General features: G+C 66.2%; 15 protein-coding genes. 7 read left to right on the top strand and 8 right to left on the bottom strand.

Features of this window, described 5'->3' with window-relative positions; translation table 11 throughout:
- Positions 1-248 precede the first annotated feature (248 nt).
- Together OCI36_RS09195 and OCI36_RS09190 are read right to left on the bottom strand one after the other, a co-directional pair.
- Positions 249-1,328, bottom strand: a complete 1,080-nt coding sequence (locus tag OCI36_RS09195; RefSeq protein WP_261664778.1) for an agmatine/peptidylarginine deiminase — start codon at positions 1,326-1,328, stop codon at positions 249-251.
- Positions 1,329-1,451: 123 nt separating this feature from the next.
- The gene (locus OCI36_RS09190; RefSeq protein WP_261664777.1) at positions 1,452-2,282 is read right to left on the bottom strand and encodes an ABC transporter substrate-binding protein; all 831 of its coding nucleotides are present in this window, start codon (positions 2,280-2,282) and stop codon (positions 1,452-1,454) included.
- Here OCI36_RS09190 and OCI36_RS09185 point away from each other — a divergent pair.
- The 4 genes from OCI36_RS09185 (at position 2,263) to OCI36_RS09170 (ending at position 5,887) form a co-directional block, all read left to right on the top strand.
- Positions 2,263-2,487 (top strand): hypothetical protein, encoded by a 225-nt coding sequence (locus OCI36_RS09185; RefSeq protein WP_261664776.1) that lies wholly within the window; start codon positions 2,263-2,265, stop codon positions 2,485-2,487. The two genes, OCI36_RS09190 and OCI36_RS09185, sit on opposite strands and share 20 nt — an antisense overlap.
- A gap of 253 nt (positions 2,488-2,740) precedes the next feature.
- On the top strand, positions 2,741-4,138 hold the full coding sequence (locus OCI36_RS09180; RefSeq protein WP_261664775.1) for an ABC transporter permease: 1,398 nt from the start codon (positions 2,741-2,743) through the stop codon (positions 4,136-4,138).
- A 13-nt stretch (positions 4,139-4,151) separates the two neighbouring features.
- Complete coding sequence (locus OCI36_RS09175) at positions 4,152-5,150, top strand: ABC transporter ATP-binding protein (RefSeq protein WP_261664773.1); 999 nt, start codon at positions 4,152-4,154, stop codon at positions 5,148-5,150.
- On the top strand, positions 5,147-5,887 hold the full coding sequence (locus OCI36_RS09170; RefSeq protein ID WP_261664772.1) for an ABC transporter permease: 741 nt from the start codon (positions 5,147-5,149) through the stop codon (positions 5,885-5,887). The genes OCI36_RS09175 and OCI36_RS09170 overlap by 4 nt, the downstream gene beginning before the upstream one ends.
- A gap of 12 nt (positions 5,888-5,899) precedes the next feature.
- Here OCI36_RS09170 and OCI36_RS09165 read toward each other — a convergent pair whose 3' ends face one another.
- On the bottom strand, positions 5,900-6,073 hold the full coding sequence (locus OCI36_RS09165; RefSeq protein ID WP_261664771.1) for a hypothetical protein: 174 nt from the start codon (positions 6,071-6,073) through the stop codon (positions 5,900-5,902).
- 196 nt (positions 6,074-6,269) lie between these two features.
- On the opposite strand from OCI36_RS09165, the gene OCI36_RS09160 reads away from it, so the two are divergent.
- The 3 genes from OCI36_RS09160 to OCI36_RS09150 all read left to right on the top strand — a co-directional run bounded on the left by OCI36_RS09160 (position 6,270) and on the right by OCI36_RS09150 (position 9,072).
- Positions 6,270-6,872 carry a hypothetical protein gene (locus OCI36_RS09160; RefSeq protein WP_261664770.1) on the top strand — a complete coding sequence of 201 codons (603 nt, stop codon included), beginning with the start codon at positions 6,270-6,272 and terminating at the stop codon, positions 6,870-6,872.
- Positions 6,873-6,978: 106 nt separating this feature from the next.
- The gene (locus OCI36_RS09155; protein WP_261664769.1) at positions 6,979-7,881 is read left to right on the top strand and encodes an LptA/OstA family protein; all 903 of its coding nucleotides are present in this window, start codon (positions 6,979-6,981) and stop codon (positions 7,879-7,881) included.
- Between the two features lie 27 nt (positions 7,882-7,908).
- The gene (locus tag OCI36_RS09150; protein ID WP_261664768.1) at positions 7,909-9,072 is read left to right on the top strand and encodes an LptA/OstA family protein; all 1,164 of its coding nucleotides are present in this window, start codon (positions 7,909-7,911) and stop codon (positions 9,070-9,072) included.
- Positions 9,073-9,165: 93 nt separating this feature from the next.
- On the opposite strand, the gene OCI36_RS09145 is transcribed toward OCI36_RS09150, so the two are convergent.
- From OCI36_RS09145 to mnmG, 5 genes are all read right to left on the bottom strand, one after another.
- Complete coding sequence (locus tag OCI36_RS09145) at positions 9,166-9,642, bottom strand: universal stress protein (protein ID WP_261664767.1); 477 nt, start codon at positions 9,640-9,642, stop codon at positions 9,166-9,168.
- A gap of 129 nt (positions 9,643-9,771) precedes the next feature.
- Positions 9,772-10,677 (bottom strand): ParB/RepB/Spo0J family partition protein, encoded by a 906-nt coding sequence (locus OCI36_RS09140; protein ID WP_261664766.1) that lies wholly within the window; start codon positions 10,675-10,677, stop codon positions 9,772-9,774.
- Positions 10,661-11,410 (bottom strand): ParA family protein, encoded by a 750-nt coding sequence (locus OCI36_RS09135; protein WP_315941274.1) that lies wholly within the window; start codon positions 11,408-11,410, stop codon positions 10,661-10,663. The genes OCI36_RS09140 and OCI36_RS09135 overlap by 17 nt, the downstream gene beginning before the upstream one ends.
- A gap of 86 nt (positions 11,411-11,496) precedes the next feature.
- On the bottom strand, positions 11,497-12,267 hold the full coding sequence (gene rsmG / locus OCI36_RS09130) for a 16S rRNA (guanine(527)-N(7))-methyltransferase RsmG (RefSeq protein ID WP_315941268.1): 771 nt from the start codon (positions 12,265-12,267) through the stop codon (positions 11,497-11,499).
- A 126-nt stretch (positions 12,268-12,393) separates the two neighbouring features.
- Positions 12,394-14,205, bottom strand: coding sequence for a tRNA uridine-5-carboxymethylaminomethyl(34) synthesis enzyme MnmG (gene mnmG, locus OCI36_RS09125; RefSeq protein ID WP_261664764.1), 1,812 nt, complete (start codon positions 14,203-14,205; stop codon positions 12,394-12,396).
- Positions 14,206-14,248 lie beyond the last annotated feature (43 nt).

The raw sequence follows: 14,248 nt of genomic DNA, 5'->3' as shown, positions 1-14,248 counted from the left end.
GGCCGGCCTGTGTCTCCGCAGGCGGCCAGGGCAGTGACTCTCCGGAAAAGTCGGTGGCCTCAATCACACTGGCCAGTTTAGTTCCGGGGAGCCGGGCTGTCAGCGCCTCTGCCCCGGAACACCGAGCAGGGGGGGACACTAACCACGGAAAGCCATAAAAAAACCGCCCTCAGTGGGCGGTGATGTTGAATAATATAATGCCTTATACGGTATTCGTCAAGCATATGCAGGCCGGCAGCGTACCGCTGTCAGCGCGCTGCTACCTCTGGCCCAGTCCAGACCGGGCCCAGCGGCTGCTGTTGGGTCAGGCAGTGAAAGGACCCGCCTCCCTCGATAATCTGGCGGCTGGGCAGGCCGATCACCTCGCGGCCGGGGAACAGGGGCCGCAGGATCTCCAGCGCCCGCCCATCATTGGGATCGCCGTACTGCGGCACAGCCACAAAGCCGTTGCCGATATAGAAATTGGCGTAGGTGGGCGGCAGCCGGCCCTCGGCGCCTTCCAGCCGGGTCGCCGGCAGCGGCAGCTCCACGATGCGGAAAGACTGGCCCTCAGCGTCCCGCATCTCGCGCAGCTGCTGCAGATTGCCGGCCATCACGGCAAAGTTGGCGTCGGACGGGTCCTCGGCCACGCTGGTCACGATGGTGTGGGGGTCCACGAAACGGGTGATGGTGTCGATGTGCCCGTCGGTGTGGTCATTTTCCAGGCCGCCGTCCAGCCACAGCAGCTGCTGCACGCCCAGCGTCTGGCGCAGCAGTTCGGCGTAACCGGTTTCGTCCAGGCCGGGGTTGCGGGTATCGGTCAGCAGGCAGGATCGGGTGGTCAGGCCCACGCCGTCTCCGGTCACTTCCAGGCCGCCACCTTCAAGCACCTCGGGCCGGTCCCAGTGGCCCATGCCCAGCCGCGCGGCCATGTATTCGGGCACCCGGTTGTCGTTCTCCCACTCGAACTTGCCGCCCCAGGCGTTAAAGCGCCAGTTGACCAGCGCCACCTCACCGGCCGCGTTCCGCACGAAGATGGGGCCGTTATCTCGCACCCAGGAATCGTCCAGCGGCACCTGATGAAAGGTGACATTCCGGGCGTCCTCGCCCAGGCGCCGACGGGCGTCGGCCTCGCACTCGGCGCTGCGGCACAGCAGCTCTACCCGCTCGAAACGGGCGATGGTGCGCACCAGTTCGGCGTAGTCCTGCCGCACCCCTTCCAGGTGACCGAACCACAACTCGTCGTCGGCGGGCCAGCTCATCCAGGTGGCGGCGTGCGGCTCCCATTCGGCCGGCATGGCGAAGCCCAGGTCGCGGGGCGTGGGGGCAGAGGTAGACAGATGCGTCATGGCGCCATTAAATCATTCACGCCGCGTCCGCTTCTGTGGCTGGAAGGAGACGTCAGTCATAGAAAAGCGGGCCGGATGGAAGCGTATGACTCCGCCGGCCCACTTTCTCTGCTGAGCTTGGTCTTACTGCTGGTTCAGCCAGTCCTGCGCTACCTTGGCAGCGTCTTCGCCCTTCACGGCAATCCGGCCGTTCAGGTCGCTGAGGGTCTGCTCGTCCAGCTTGGCGAACAGCGGGTTCATCACGTCAGCAATCTTGGGGTATTTGTCCAGCGTGGCCTTGCGGACCGTCAGCGCCGGCTGATACACCGCCACGGCACCTTCCGGGTCGGTCAGCGCCTTGAGGCCCAGTGCGCCGATGGCGCCGTCGGTGCCGTAGGCCATCGCTGCGTTCACGCCGCTGGTGCCCTGGGCGGCGGCCGTCTCGGTCTGGGTGGTGTTGCCGCCAGGGACAATCACCAGCTGATCCGGCTTCAGCTGAAAGCCGTAGGTTTTCTCGAAGGCCCTGAGGGCGTCGTCACGGTCCACGAATTCCTGGCTGGCGGCCAGCTTCACTTTGCCGCCGCCGGCCACCCACTTGCCGAAATCGGCCATGGTGTTCAGATTGTTGGCGTCGGCCAGCTTTTGCGGCACGGCCACAGCCCAGGTGTTGTTGGCGGGGGCGTGGTCCAGCCACATGATGCCGTTGTCGGCGTCCAGCCGCTTAACGGTGTCGTAGGCCTGCTGGGCGTTGCGGCTGACTGCCTCGTCAATCTTGGCACCGCCCTCGTTGAGGATATAGATGGCGCTACCAGTGTATTCGGGATACAGGTCGATTTCGCCCTGTTCCAGTGCCTTGCGGACCACGTTGGTGGTGCCGGTGCTGCACTTGTCGTTGACCGTGAAGCCGGCGTCGATCAGGCTCAGCTTGGTGATCTGGCACAGCAATGCACCTTCGGTGTCAATTTTGCTGCCCACCGTCACTGCGCCGGTCGCGCCGCTGGCCGCTCCGGTGCTGGCCGCGCTGGCGTCTGCCGTGCTGTCGCTGGCGGTGCTGACGCTGGATACAGTTTCGCTGGACGCGGAAGTGTCGGTGGACGCCGACGTAGACGCAGTTTCGGTGGTCGTGACCGAGGCGGCGCTGTTTTGGGTGGTCGTGGACGAAGTGGTGGTTTCTTTCTGAGGGGCGCAGCCGGCCAGCAGCGCGGCACTCAGGGTCAGGAAGACAGGTGCGAATTTCATGGTTCCTCGTTTCTCCAGTGGGGCCAGGGGGCGGGAAGGCTGAGGGGGCGCGGCGTGATTGCCGCTCCGCTCGCTGCCGGGCAGCCCGCCCTGGGTGTCAGGCTAGCGGGCCGGGCCAGGGCCAGCGCCACTGTGTTAAAGCCGTCCTAACGTTTGCCAGCGTCCCTGCGGCAGCCTTGACCTAAAGTGAACGGATGAACCGCGCCCGCCCTGATCCCATCTTGCTGCTGGGCGCTGCACTGGGTCTGCTGTCATTGCTGCTCCCCTGGGTCAATTTCCGGGCCAACCGGCTGGTGCTGGGCGAAGGCGTCCGGCTGCTCGGCAGCGTGCCGCTGGGGGCCGCGTTGCCCGCATTGTGGTTGGCGTTGGGCGCCTTGGCCTTTGCGGGTGAGCGCCTGCGCCGCCTGGCCGGTCCACTGCTGTTTGTGCTGGCCAGCGTGGCGGTCAGCTGGCTGCTGGGGGCCGCCGCAACCCAGTTGGCCGGCGACGCTGGCCCACTTTCCCGGGTGTCCCCCGCCAGCGGCTTCTGGGTGAATGTACTGGCCCTGTATATCGCTGGCTTCGGGCTCAGCCGCCTGGGCGGCGCCGGTCGCCTGGCCGGGGTGCTGGGGCTGGCTGGGTTTGCCGCCGTGCCGCTGTTGGGCTGGTGGCAGGACTTGGGCCTGGCGCAGGAATACGCCAACATTGCCGGTACTTTCTGGCCGCAGCTGGGGCTGCACCTGGTCCTCAGCCTGACGGCCCTGCTGCTGGCGCTGATTCTGGGCCTGCCGCTAGGCCTGGCTGCTGCCCGCAGCGAGCGGCTCTCGGGCAGCGTGCTGGGCGTGGCCGGCTTCTTGCAGACCATCCCCTCGGTGGCGCTGTTCGGGCTGGTGCTGCCGGTTTTCTCGGCCCTGGGGCATGGAACCACGGTGGGCACCTATCTGGCCTGGGCGGGGGGCGCCGTTCTGGTGGGCGCAGTGCTGCGCCGGCTGTTCGGCGACCAGCGCCTTCCCGGCCTGCTGGGCGGTCTGGCGGCGCTGCTGGGGTTGCAGGCGCTGCTGCTGCTGGGCGGCCTGGCCCTGATCGGAGCGCTGGAAGGCCTCTGGCTGGGTGGCCGTGGCTTCAGCCCGCAGGCTTGGTCGCTGAGTGCGCCGCTTTCCAGCTGGGGCGTGCGCGGCATCGGTGCGGCGCCCGCGCTGCTGGCCCTGACCATCTACGCCCTGCTGCCCATCGTCAACAACACTTTCGTGGGGCTGCGCTCGGTGCCGTCGGCCTTGATCGACGCGGCCCGTGGCCTGGGCATGACCGAGGGCCAGGTTCTGCGCCGCGCCGAGTGGCCCATCGCCCTGCCGTTCATCATGGAAGGCATCCGGGCCGCGCTGGTGCTGACATTCGGCATTGCGACCATCGCTCCCCTGATCGGCGCAGGCGGCCTGGGCTTTTTCATCCAGCGCGGGGTGGAAGGGAACGTGCCGGACCTGGTGCTGCTGGGCGCCCTGCCGATTGTCCTGATCGCCCTGCTGCTGAGCGGGGCAGTGGGCTGGCTGGGCCAGCAGCTGACCCCGCCGGGCCTGCGCGGGGAACTGCCCGGCTCGGAAGGAGCGCAGGGATGAGGAGAATCCAGCCATGATCGAATTTAGAGACATCGTCAAGCAGTTCGCCGGCGGCCCGCCGGTGCTGAACGGCATTAACCTGCAGGTGCCCGAGGGCGAACTGGTGGTTCTGATCGGCCCCAGCGGTAGCGGCAAAAGCACCCTGATGCGCCTGGTCAACCGGCTGCTGGAACCCACCTCCGGCAGCGTCTGGGTGGACGGCCAGAACGTGGCCGAGACTGATGTGGTGGAGCTGCGGCGCAACATCGGTTACGTGATCCAGAGCGTGGGCCTCTTTCCGTACCTGACCGTGGCCCAGAACGTGGAACTGGTGCCCAGCATCACCGGGGTGCCGGCTGCGCAGCGCCGCCAGCGTGCCCAGGAACTGATGAATCTGATGGGCCTGGAGCCGGCCGCTTACGCCGACCGCTACCCCCGGCAGCTCTCGGGCGGGCAGCAGCAGCGGGTGGGCATCGCCCGCGCTCTGGCTGCCGACCCCGCCTATCTGCTGATGGATGAACCGTTCAGCGCCCTGGACCCGATCACCCGTGAGGGCCTGCAGGACCAGTTCATTCAGCTCAAGCATGAGCTGGGCCAGACCATCCTCTTCGTCACTCACGATGTGGAAGAAGCGGTACGGCTGGGCGACCACGTCTGCCTGCTGGGCGACGGGATGATTCAGCAGTTCGGCCCGCCTGACGAGTTGCTGCACCGCCCTGCCAATCCCTTTGTGGCCTCCTTTATGGGCGACAGCCGCGAGCTGCTGCGCCTGGGCCTGCGTACCGCTGCCGACTATATGCGCCCGCCTGACCCGGCCGCCCGTGGGCAGGTGGGCCTGGACTGGACCGCCGACCGGGCCCTGTCGGCCCTTCTGGGTGCCGGCGGCCAACCGGCGCAGGTGCTGGCTCCTTCCGGCGAGGTGGTGGGCTCGCTGCACCTGAGCGACTTTGCCGCTCCAGCTGGCAGAGGCGCGGCGGCCGGGACAACGGGAGCCGGCGCCGCACCCGCTGAACCCGGGAGCCGCAGCGCGTGAACTGGCCCAGCGCCCAGGCCGCGCTGCTGGCCGCAGGCTGGGCGGCCTTCTTCTGGCTGGTCTCGGCCCAGGACCTCTGGGCCCGCACCATGCACCGCCTCTTTCCGAATGTCAGCACGCCCGTGTACGAGCGCAATACTCTCTGGCAGCTGACCTGGCAACACCTGGCTCTGACCGGCTTCACCATGGCGCTGGTGCTGGTGATCGGGGTAGGGCTGGGTACCTGGGCCACCCGCCCGCAGGGCCGTCCCTTCCTGCCGCTGGTCAACAACCTCACCACGGTAGGCCAGACGTTTCCACCGATTGCAGTGCTGTTTCTGGCGCTGCCGCTGGTGGGTTTCGGAAACATTGGCGCCATCGCGGCGCTCACCCTTTACGCCCTGTTGCCGGTGACCCGCTCTACCGTGCTGGGCCTGCAGGGAGTCGAAACACCCGTGCTGGACGCTGCCCGTGGCCTGGGCCTCAGCCCGGCGCAGCAGCTGTGGCGGCTGGAAGTCCCGGTGGCGCTGCCGGCTATCCTGTCGGGCATCCGCACGGCGCTGGTGCTGACCATCGCCACCGCCACCCTGGCGCCGATGGTGGGCACCGGCGGCCTGGGCGTACCTATCGTTGCCGGTCTGGGTGCCGACAACCTGGCGCTGATCCTGGAAGGTGCCGTTCCAGTGGCGCTGTTGGCCCTGCTGGGCAACCTGACCATGCGCGCGCTGGAACGCTGGCTGACCCCCTGGGCCCGCTGAGGCCGGCTCAGTTCAGCGGGCGATGGTCAGGCGCAGGTCGTCGCCACTTCCGGTAACATCGGCCAGGTACGGCGCGTTCCCAGTGGCGCGGGACGGCGTTCCAGGGCGCCAGACCAACGTCTGGAATTGCCAGCGGCCCTGCTGCACTGCCAATACCCGCGCCCGGACCTCGCCGGCCCAGTGCATCTGGGCCGGGCTGAGCCAATGCCGCCGGCGCCGCCAACAGGGCCAGCGGAAGAAGCCATCTGGTCACGCCCGGAAACCTGTTGGTGTTCATGGCCCGGAGCCTAGCGCCCCAGGCTGACGCGTTTCTGCGAGACTGGTCAAAAGGCTGTCAGGGAAGGCCCATCACTCTCATGAGAGCGGCTTCTAGAGTGCGGATGTGCTGAAAGTTGGTTCCTACATTCTGGGTGCGCTGCTGCTGTTTGCAGTCGTGTTTGCATTGCTGCCGGTCAGCAGTCCGCGTACCCAGACCGGGGCCACCCTGGAAGGCGTTTCGCTGACTCTTTATCCGGCCAGTGACCCGGACGCTTTCTGGAAATTCGAAGCCGATCAGGTGGTCAACGACCCGCTCAGCGGTGAGACCCATCTCTCTGCCCTCAAGGACGGCGGCCGCTGGGTGCCGGAGCAAAGCACCAACGGCCAGCCCACCGGGAAAACCGTGCTGGACGCCGGCCTGACCGCTGACGATCTCACCATTGACCGTCAGGACGACATGGTGACCGACTCGGCCACCATCATGCTGGTCAAGGAATGCGCCAAGGTCAAACTGACCGGGAATGACCAGCAACCGGTGCGGGTGGAGCAGAACGTGGGCTTTAGCGCGCCGCTGGCCGAGCTGGATTCGCCCGCGATTACCGGCAAGGTGCTGGATATGAAGATGACCTTCGGCTTCGAGATTCTGGAAAGCAGCGATAAATCCAACTTCGGTTGGGATATGAACGCCACCGAACAGTGCGTGAACGGCCAGCGCGTCCCGGTCTGAGTGGGCGCTCTGTCCGGCTCGTGCCGGCACACCATTCTGTACTCCCCCACCCCACTTTTTCACTCTCGCTTCCTGATTCACTGCCCGCTTCCTGAGGAGGAACCCCATGTCTCTGATTCCTAGCACCAAAAAAGCCATTGCTCTGGGTCTGCTGGCTGTGGCCGGCACCGGCGTGCTGGCTCAGGCCAACGCCAACCGCATCATCAACATTCAGGGTTCGCCGCGGGGTGACCTGCGCAACGGCCCCATCGTCTTTAGCGGCAACCCGGTGCAGGCCAAGGTCAGCACGCTGAGCATCACCGCCCGTGAAGCCCGACTGGCGGCGCCGCAGGGTCAGACCATCGTGGGGTCGCAGGGCCGGCGCAACTCGCGCTTTGCCGGCGACGTGCGGGTGCAGCGCGGCCGCCTGTCGGCCCAGGGTTCGGAACTGGTCTACAACGAAGGCACCGGTGAAGGGGTACTGCGTGGCAACGCGCGGGCGTCTTTTGTGCCCGAAGACCGCAACCGCGGCGAAATCGTGCAGATCAAGGGCCAGAGCATGAGCCTGGACGTGGACAAGAACATCTCGACCTCCAAGGGCAGCGTGGTGCTGCGCCAGGGCAACCAGAGCGCTGCCGCCGCACAGCTGGTCTTCGACGAGGACCGTGAGCTGGGTGTGCTGACCGGCTCGCCCCGTTTGCGCCAAGACGCCCGGGGCAACCAGAAAGAATTGCTGATCACCGGCGGACAGGTCCGCGCCCTGACCGGTAGCAAGACTGTCTACGTCAAGGACAACGTGAAGCTGGTGCAAGGCTCCATTACCACCACCGGCAATGCCCTGTTTTATGACGACAACAAGAACGTGGCCTATGTGGTGGGCAATGCAGTCAGCCGTGACTCCAAGTCCGGCAGCACCGTGCGTGCGCCTTCCAGCGGCGCCCTGGAACAGCGCACCGACCTGGCCCGCGTGCGTACCCTGAACAGCGGCTACAACATTCCCACCTCGCAGTTCAAACTGCGCGGCGAATAAGCCGGGCACCGGGATCTTCTGACCCCTATGAAACGCCGCTCGCTGCTCAGGCTTCGCCGTTCCCACCTTATTTCGGGCAGCCTGGGTCTGGCGCTGCTGCTGGGCCCGGGCACGACCCTGGCTCAGCGGGCCTGGCCGGCGCCCCCAGTTTCCAGTTCAGCTCCGGCGGCTCCGGCGCCTGCCCCTACAGTCTCTTCTACTGCCGCATCTGCAGCTTCGGCCTCAGGCGCAGCTGCAGATGATACCGGCAGCTGGCCGAATGACAGCTGGTCCGATGAAGGCTGGGATGAAATTGAACGCTGGGCGGCCGAAACTTCCGGTGCTGAGGAGCCGTCTGACAGTGCACCGGCGGCTGCGCCTGAGGCCCCTGCCCCCGGCGACGAGTATTCCTCGTTGGAACTGGTACGCCAGGGCAATGACGGAAAGCAGCGCCGAATCCAGGTGGTGCGCAAGAGCACCGATGACACCAGCGGTGTCTTTGCCTTTTGCCAGCCACAGGAAGGCGCGACGCCGGATACCCCGACTCTGGCCGTTTTCAGTGAATCAGGCGCGGGCGGCGTGGAAATCTCGATTGACAAGAACGTCATCCGGGTTCCGCTGACGCTGGTCACCCAGAGGCAGAAATCCGACGGCAGCTCTGGCGACGGCAACATTGAGGCCGGCGGGGGCACCGCACGCTTCCTAGATGAACCGCCGCCCGGGGCCACCGACCGCTTGAGCCTTTGCAGCGTGGCGGTGGAGCGGCAGGAGCAGCCCGGCGCGGTGCAGGTGACCCAGGGTCAGACCCGGTTGACCGGGCAGAGCCTCAAATACGATGAGTCCGACGGTATCGCCCGGATCACCGGACCTATCTCCTTTCAGCGTGCAGGCAGCGGCGAGAACGCCTCCAACTCGCTGACCGGAACAGCCGAGAGCATCGAGGTCAATGTGGACAGCGAGCGCACTGTTCTGGTGGGTAACGTGGTGCTGAATTCCAGCGGGGGCCGGGTCAGCCGGGCGGCGCGGGTCGAATACGATGACGCGGCCAACCTGGCCCGCCTGATCGGCACGCCCGAGCAACCTGCCGTGACCACCCGTGGTGATGAACGCTTGCAGGCGGCTGAGATTCTTTATGACCTCGGGCGCGATGAGGCGGTGGCCTGGGCGTCCAAAGGGGTCCGCATCAGCGGCGAATTTACTGACGGTCCCTGAAACTTACCCAAATAAATCAGCCGGAAGATACAGAGAGTCTCCCGGCTGGTTTGCGTTATGCCCTGGCAGGGGCACAGTGTGACACAGGCCTGTTCAGCGGGGCGTGCCCTGTTCCGCGCGGGGCTTCCGGGGGAGCCGCACGGTCAGCACCGGCACGTGGCTGCGGGCCACCAGCTTCTCGGCGGTGCTGCCCAGGAAGAAATGCTCCAGGGGGCCGCGGGCGTGGGTGCCCACGATCAGCAGATCGGCCTGCCACTCGCGCACAGCGTCCAGCAAGCTGTTGACCGGTTCGCCCACCAGCTGCTCATGGCTTTCGCCTTCCCGGACCAGGCTGGCCAGCTGCTGACCGTCGCTCTTTTCCACCGATTCCATCAGCGCCGGGTCGTAGCTCATCGGCGTCATTCCGCCCATGATGTCTGGCGAGGCGGTCAGGCGCACGTCTACCGTGTGCAGCAGCAGAATCTCTGCTCCCGGAAAACGGGTGCGGGCCACTTCCAGCGCGTAAAGCGAAGAAGGCGAGAAATCGATACCGACCGCAATGCGGCTGAACCCTTCGGCAGGCTTGGACATACCTCAGTTTAAGCTTTCCCGGCTGGGCCGGGTGCCCTCTCTCCTGCCGGCCCTGGGCAAATAAAAGCGGCCGCCTGGAACTCTCCCCGGACGGCCACTTTGAAAAGCTCACCTGCTGAGTGGCGCCGTTTACCCCTCTGCGTCGCCGTAGCCCAGCAGTCCCAGCAGCCGCTCCAGCTCCTCACGTGAGCCGTAGTTCAGCTCAATGCGGCCTTTGTCCTCGCCAGTGATTTTGACCCGGGTGCCGGTCCGGCGGCTGAGGTCCACCTCAAGTTGCTTGAACGGCCGCGGTGGATTGACCTTGACTGGCGCCGGCACTTCCGTTTCACGGCCCCGGCGTAGGGCTTCGGCCTCGCGCACGTTCAGGGAGCGGCGGCGAATTTGGTCCAGCGCCCAGAGCCGGTCGTCTTCCGGCTGGGCCAAAATGGCGCGGGCGTGCCCGGCGCTGATTTCGCCGGCTTCCAGCGCCTGCAGGGCTGCCCCCGGCAGGCTGAGCAGCCGCAGGGCATTGGCCACTGTGCTGCGGCCTTTCCCCACAGCCTGCGCCACTCCTTCCTGATTCAGCCCATGCTCCATCAGGGTCTTGTAGGCGCGGGCTTCTTCCAGTGGGCCGAGGTCCTCACGCTGCAGGTTCTCGATGATGGCGATTTCCAGCGCTTCACGGTCCGACAGATCGCGGATGATGACCGGCAGTTCATCCACGCCGGCCAGCTGCGAGGCCCGCCAGCGCCGCTCGCCGGCCACGATTTCAAAGCCGTCTCCCCGGGGGCGCACCAGCAGCGGCTGCAAGATGCCTTTTTCGCGGATGCTCTGGGCCAGTTCAGCCAGCGCGGTGGGCTCGAAGACCTGCCGGGGCTGATAGGCCGCCTGGGTGACTCGGTGGGTGGGCAGCAGCTGCACGCCGCGTTTCTCCTGCTCCGGCTCGCTGAGCTGCTCGGTGCTCCCGGCACTGCCCTGAACTTTGGGGCTGTCCTTGCGGCTCAGTAGGGCGTCCAGACCACGGCCCAGGCTGGGTTTCTTAGGACTTTTCGGCACGTTCAATCACCTCCTCGGCCAGACGCTGATAGGCGGCGGCCCCCAGCGAACTGGGCGCAAACAGGTTAATCGGCTGCGCGAAACTGGGCGCTTCCGACAGCCGCACGTTGCGCGGAATGACCGCCTTGAAGACCAGGGGGCCAAAGTGCTGGCGCACCGTCGTCTCGACCTCCTGCGCCAGATTGGTGCGGCCATCGAACAGCGTGAGCACCACACCCATGACCTGCAGCTGGGGGTTAAGGCTCTCCTGCACCCGCTCCACCGTTTCCATCAGGCCTGCCAGCCCTTCCAGCGCAAAATACTCGGCTTGCAACGGAATGATCAGGCGCTGCGCTGCCGCCAGCACGTTGACGGTCAGCGGCCCCAGGCTGGGCGGCGCGTCGATAATGACCAGATCGTACCCGCTCACGCTGGCCAACAGCCGCGAGAGGGCGTCCGGGTCGTCGGCCAGTTCGACGCCGGCGCCGGCCAGATCCGGAGTGGCCGGCAGCACGTCCAGCCCCGGCTGTACCGAAGGCTGAATATACTCGCTGACTTTGCTGGGCAGGCCCAGCGCCTCATACAGTCCGGCTTCGGCGCCACGCAGGCCCAGCGCGCTGCTGGCGTTGCCCTGCGGGTCCATATCCAGCAGCAGCACCCGGCGGTCCTGCGCGGCCAGATAAGCGGCCAGGTTCACCGCTGTGGTGGTCTTGGCAACCCCGCCTTTCTGGTTGACGATTCCTATTATTTTCACTGTGCGGCCTCGGTTCATGGATTCGGATGCTGCCGTCTGTTCAGGCGAAGGGGCCTGCAGCGGCGCGAAGATTCGGGAGAGAGAGTTTAGCCGAGCGGGCGTTTGTTAGGAACGCCGGTTCTTCTGGGGTATGTCTCGGGCGTTTGCGTGACTTTACGCAGCACGATCAGGCTGCGGGGGTCGCCCAGTACCGGCAAAGTCCCTTGCCACTCTTCGGCCAGTTCGCCGCCAATTTGCTCAGCAGCCCGCAGGCCAGCAGCGCGTTCCTCGTCGAAAAGCTGCCCTTTCTGAGCGACCAGCACTCCACCGACTTTGAGTAGCGGCAGGGCCAGCTCGGCCAGGACCGGCAGCGCCGCGACCGCCCGCGTTACCACGACATCATACTGGCCGCGGTGCTGTTCGTCGCGGCCTATTTCTTCGGCACGGCCGCTCAGGCCACTGACATTCACTCCCAGTTCACGGGCGGTCCGTTCCACAAAAGCCACCTTTTTGGCGGTGGCGTCCAGCGCCGTGATTTGCAGTTCCGGCCGCACAATGGCCAGCGGCAGTGCTGGAAAGCCGGCTCCGGTGCCCAGGTCCAGCACCTTAACTGCACCCTGCCAGGCCTCAGCGTTCAGGCAGCTCAGCGAATCTACAAAGTGCTTGAGCACCACATCTTGCTCGCTTTGCAGTGCTGTCAGGTTCATCTGTGCCGAGCCCTCCTGCAAGCGGCGGTAGAGGTGGTCAAATAGGTCCTCTTGCGCGGCGGTCAGTGGCTGACCGGCTTCGGCTGCCGCCTCTCTGAGCAGGGACCGGCCCGTTTCCGAAAGGGCAGCGGGCGGATGGGCGTCGGCAGGGGCGGCACTGTCAGACATCATTCCTGGCAGTATAGCCATCAGGCCGGGCCCGCCGATGTTTCACATGAAACATTCGAGGAATTGTTCAGTTGTCGTTTCACGTGAAACAAGCCTGGTCCCTCCCGCTGCGGTGAAACAGAAGAGGGGTTAGGCCGGTTCCGCAGCAGCTTGACGCTGCTTCAGATGCACCAGCAGTGCGCTGATGTCGGTGTGCCGGACACCCTGAATGCGGCTGGCCTGCTCAACCGTGGCCGGGGCGTGCTTCAGTAGCTTTTCGCGGCCTTCCAGTGAGAGGGCCGGCACAGCGCCGAAGTCCACGCCACTCAGGCTCAAGCGGCCGGCCTTGGCTTCAGCGTTCAGCTGCCGGCGGGCACGTTCCAGATAGCCAGCGTATTTCACCTGGATTTCCAGCGATTCTTTTTCCTCCCGGTCCAGCGGGGGCAGGGTGATGCCCCTCTCTTCGAGTTCAGCCAGGGTTATCTCAGGGCGCCGCAGCCAGCTGTCGGCCGGCTTGCCTTCCAGCTTCTCGCGGGTCAGGGCCTGCCGGCCAGCTTCCACCCGGGCGTATTTCTCCTGCACTGCCGCCAGCCGCTCGGCCGGGACCAGACCCAGCTGGTGGCCCAGCAGAGTCAGGCGCTCGTCGGCGTTGTCCTGCCGGACCAGCAGGCGGTGTTCTACCCGGCTGGTCATCATCCGGAAGGGTTCGTCGCAGCCCTTGAGAATCAGATCATCCAGCAGCACACCCAGGTATCCGTCGGCGCGGCTGAAGGTCATTTCAGGCAGGTCGGCGGCGCGGCGGGCGGCGGCAGTGCCGGCCACCAGCCCCTGCATGGCCGCTTCCTCATAACCGCTTGTGCCGTTGATCTGTCCAGCGGTGTAGACGCCGGGCAGCCGGCGCGATTCGAGGTTCATGGTCAGCTCGGTGGAATCCACCACGTCGTATTCCACTGCGTAGGCGTAGCGCTGAATCACTGCCTGCTCGAAGCCGGGCAGTGTGCGCACCAGGATGTCCTGCACCTCGGGCGGCAGGCTGGAGGAAAAGCCCTGCAGATACACCTCGCTGGTCTGGAGGCCTTCTGGTTCCACGAACAGCAGGTGCCGGTCGTGATGGGCAAAGCGCATGATCTTGTCCTCGATGCTGGGGCAGTAGCGGGCGCCGGTGGCGTCGATATCGCCGGCGTACATGGGCGAGTAACCGATGTTGGCCCGCACCAGCTCATGGGTATGCGGCGTGGTGTGGGTCTGCCAGGTGGGGGAGGCCTCGGCCAGCGGTCCGGGTGTGCCGGTAAAGCTGCGGGCCGGGCGGTCGGCCGGGATGACAGTCAGGTCCTCGAAACGGACCGAGTCGGCCCGCACCCGCGGCGGGGTGCCGGTCTTGAAGCGCTTGAGGCTGTGGCCGCCCCGTTCCAGGGCGCCGCTGAGAAAGCGGGAAGGCGGCTCACCCTGGCGGCCCTCGTGACGCGACTGCCGGCCGTACCAGGTCACGCCGCGCATGAAGGTGCCAGCGGCGATGACCACGCTGCGGGCCCGGAAGCGCCGGCCGTCGGTGGTGATGACCCACCAGCCGCCCTGGCCGTCACTTTCCAGGTCGGCCGCTTCGCCGCGCAGGATGTCCAGGTCCGTTACATTCAGCAGCGCGTCCTGAGCCGCTGTAGCGTACTGGTCGCGCTCGTTCTGCACCCGCAGCGACTGCACCGCCGGGCCCTTGCTGGCGTTCAGCACCCGGGTGTGAATGGCAGTCTGGTCGGCCAGCGTCGGCATCAGGCCGCCTAGGGCTTGTAGCTCGAACACCAGCTGGCTTTTGCCGGGGCCGCCCACCGACGGGTTGCAGGGCATCCGGCCGATGGTGGCCGGGTTGCCGATCAGCAGTGCGGCCCGGCCGAACTTGGCAGCGGCCCAGGCGGCTTCTATTCCCGCGTGGCCGCCGCCGATCACTATGACGTTCCAGCGGTTCTTCATGCCCGCCAGCTTAGCGAGTGAAGACGCCAGGCATTGTGTGCTG

This window comes from Deinococcus sp. Marseille-Q6407 (assembly GCF_946848805.1).
GTDB lineage: Bacteria > Deinococcota > Deinococci > Deinococcales > Deinococcaceae > Deinococcus.
The sequence above is the reverse complement of the archived record's forward strand: the minus strand, read 5'-3'. Positions and strand labels throughout refer to the sequence as shown.

Bases quoted from the DNA above. Each gene is read 5' to 3' on its own strand.
- OCI36_RS09195 (WP_261664778.1), bottom strand. From the start codon at position 1,328: ATGACGCATCTGTCTACCTCTGCCCCCACGCCCCGCGACCTGGGCTTC.
- OCI36_RS09180 (WP_261664775.1), top strand. From the start codon at position 2,741: ATGAACCGCGCCCGCCCTGATCCCATCTTGCTGCTGGGCGCTGCACTG.
- OCI36_RS09175 (WP_261664773.1), top strand. From the start codon at position 4,152: ATGATCGAATTTAGAGACATCGTCAAGCAGTTCGCCGGCGGCCCGCCG.
- OCI36_RS09165 (WP_261664771.1), bottom strand. From the start codon at position 6,073: ATGCACTGGGCCGGCGAGGTCCGGGCGCGGGTATTGGCAGTGCAGCAG.
- OCI36_RS09155 (WP_261664769.1), top strand. From the start codon at position 6,979: ATGTCTCTGATTCCTAGCACCAAAAAAGCCATTGCTCTGGGTCTGCTG.
- OCI36_RS09150 (WP_261664768.1), top strand. From the start codon at position 7,909: ATGAAACGCCGCTCGCTGCTCAGGCTTCGCCGTTCCCACCTTATTTCG.
- OCI36_RS09145 (WP_261664767.1), bottom strand. From the start codon at position 9,642: ATGTCCAAGCCTGCCGAAGGGTTCAGCCGCATTGCGGTCGGTATCGAT.
- rsmG (WP_315941268.1), bottom strand. From the start codon at position 12,267: ATGATGTCTGACAGTGCCGCCCCTGCCGACGCCCATCCGCCCGCTGCC.
- mnmG (WP_261664764.1), bottom strand. From the start codon at position 14,205: ATGAAGAACCGCTGGAACGTCATAGTGATCGGCGGCGGCCACGCGGGA.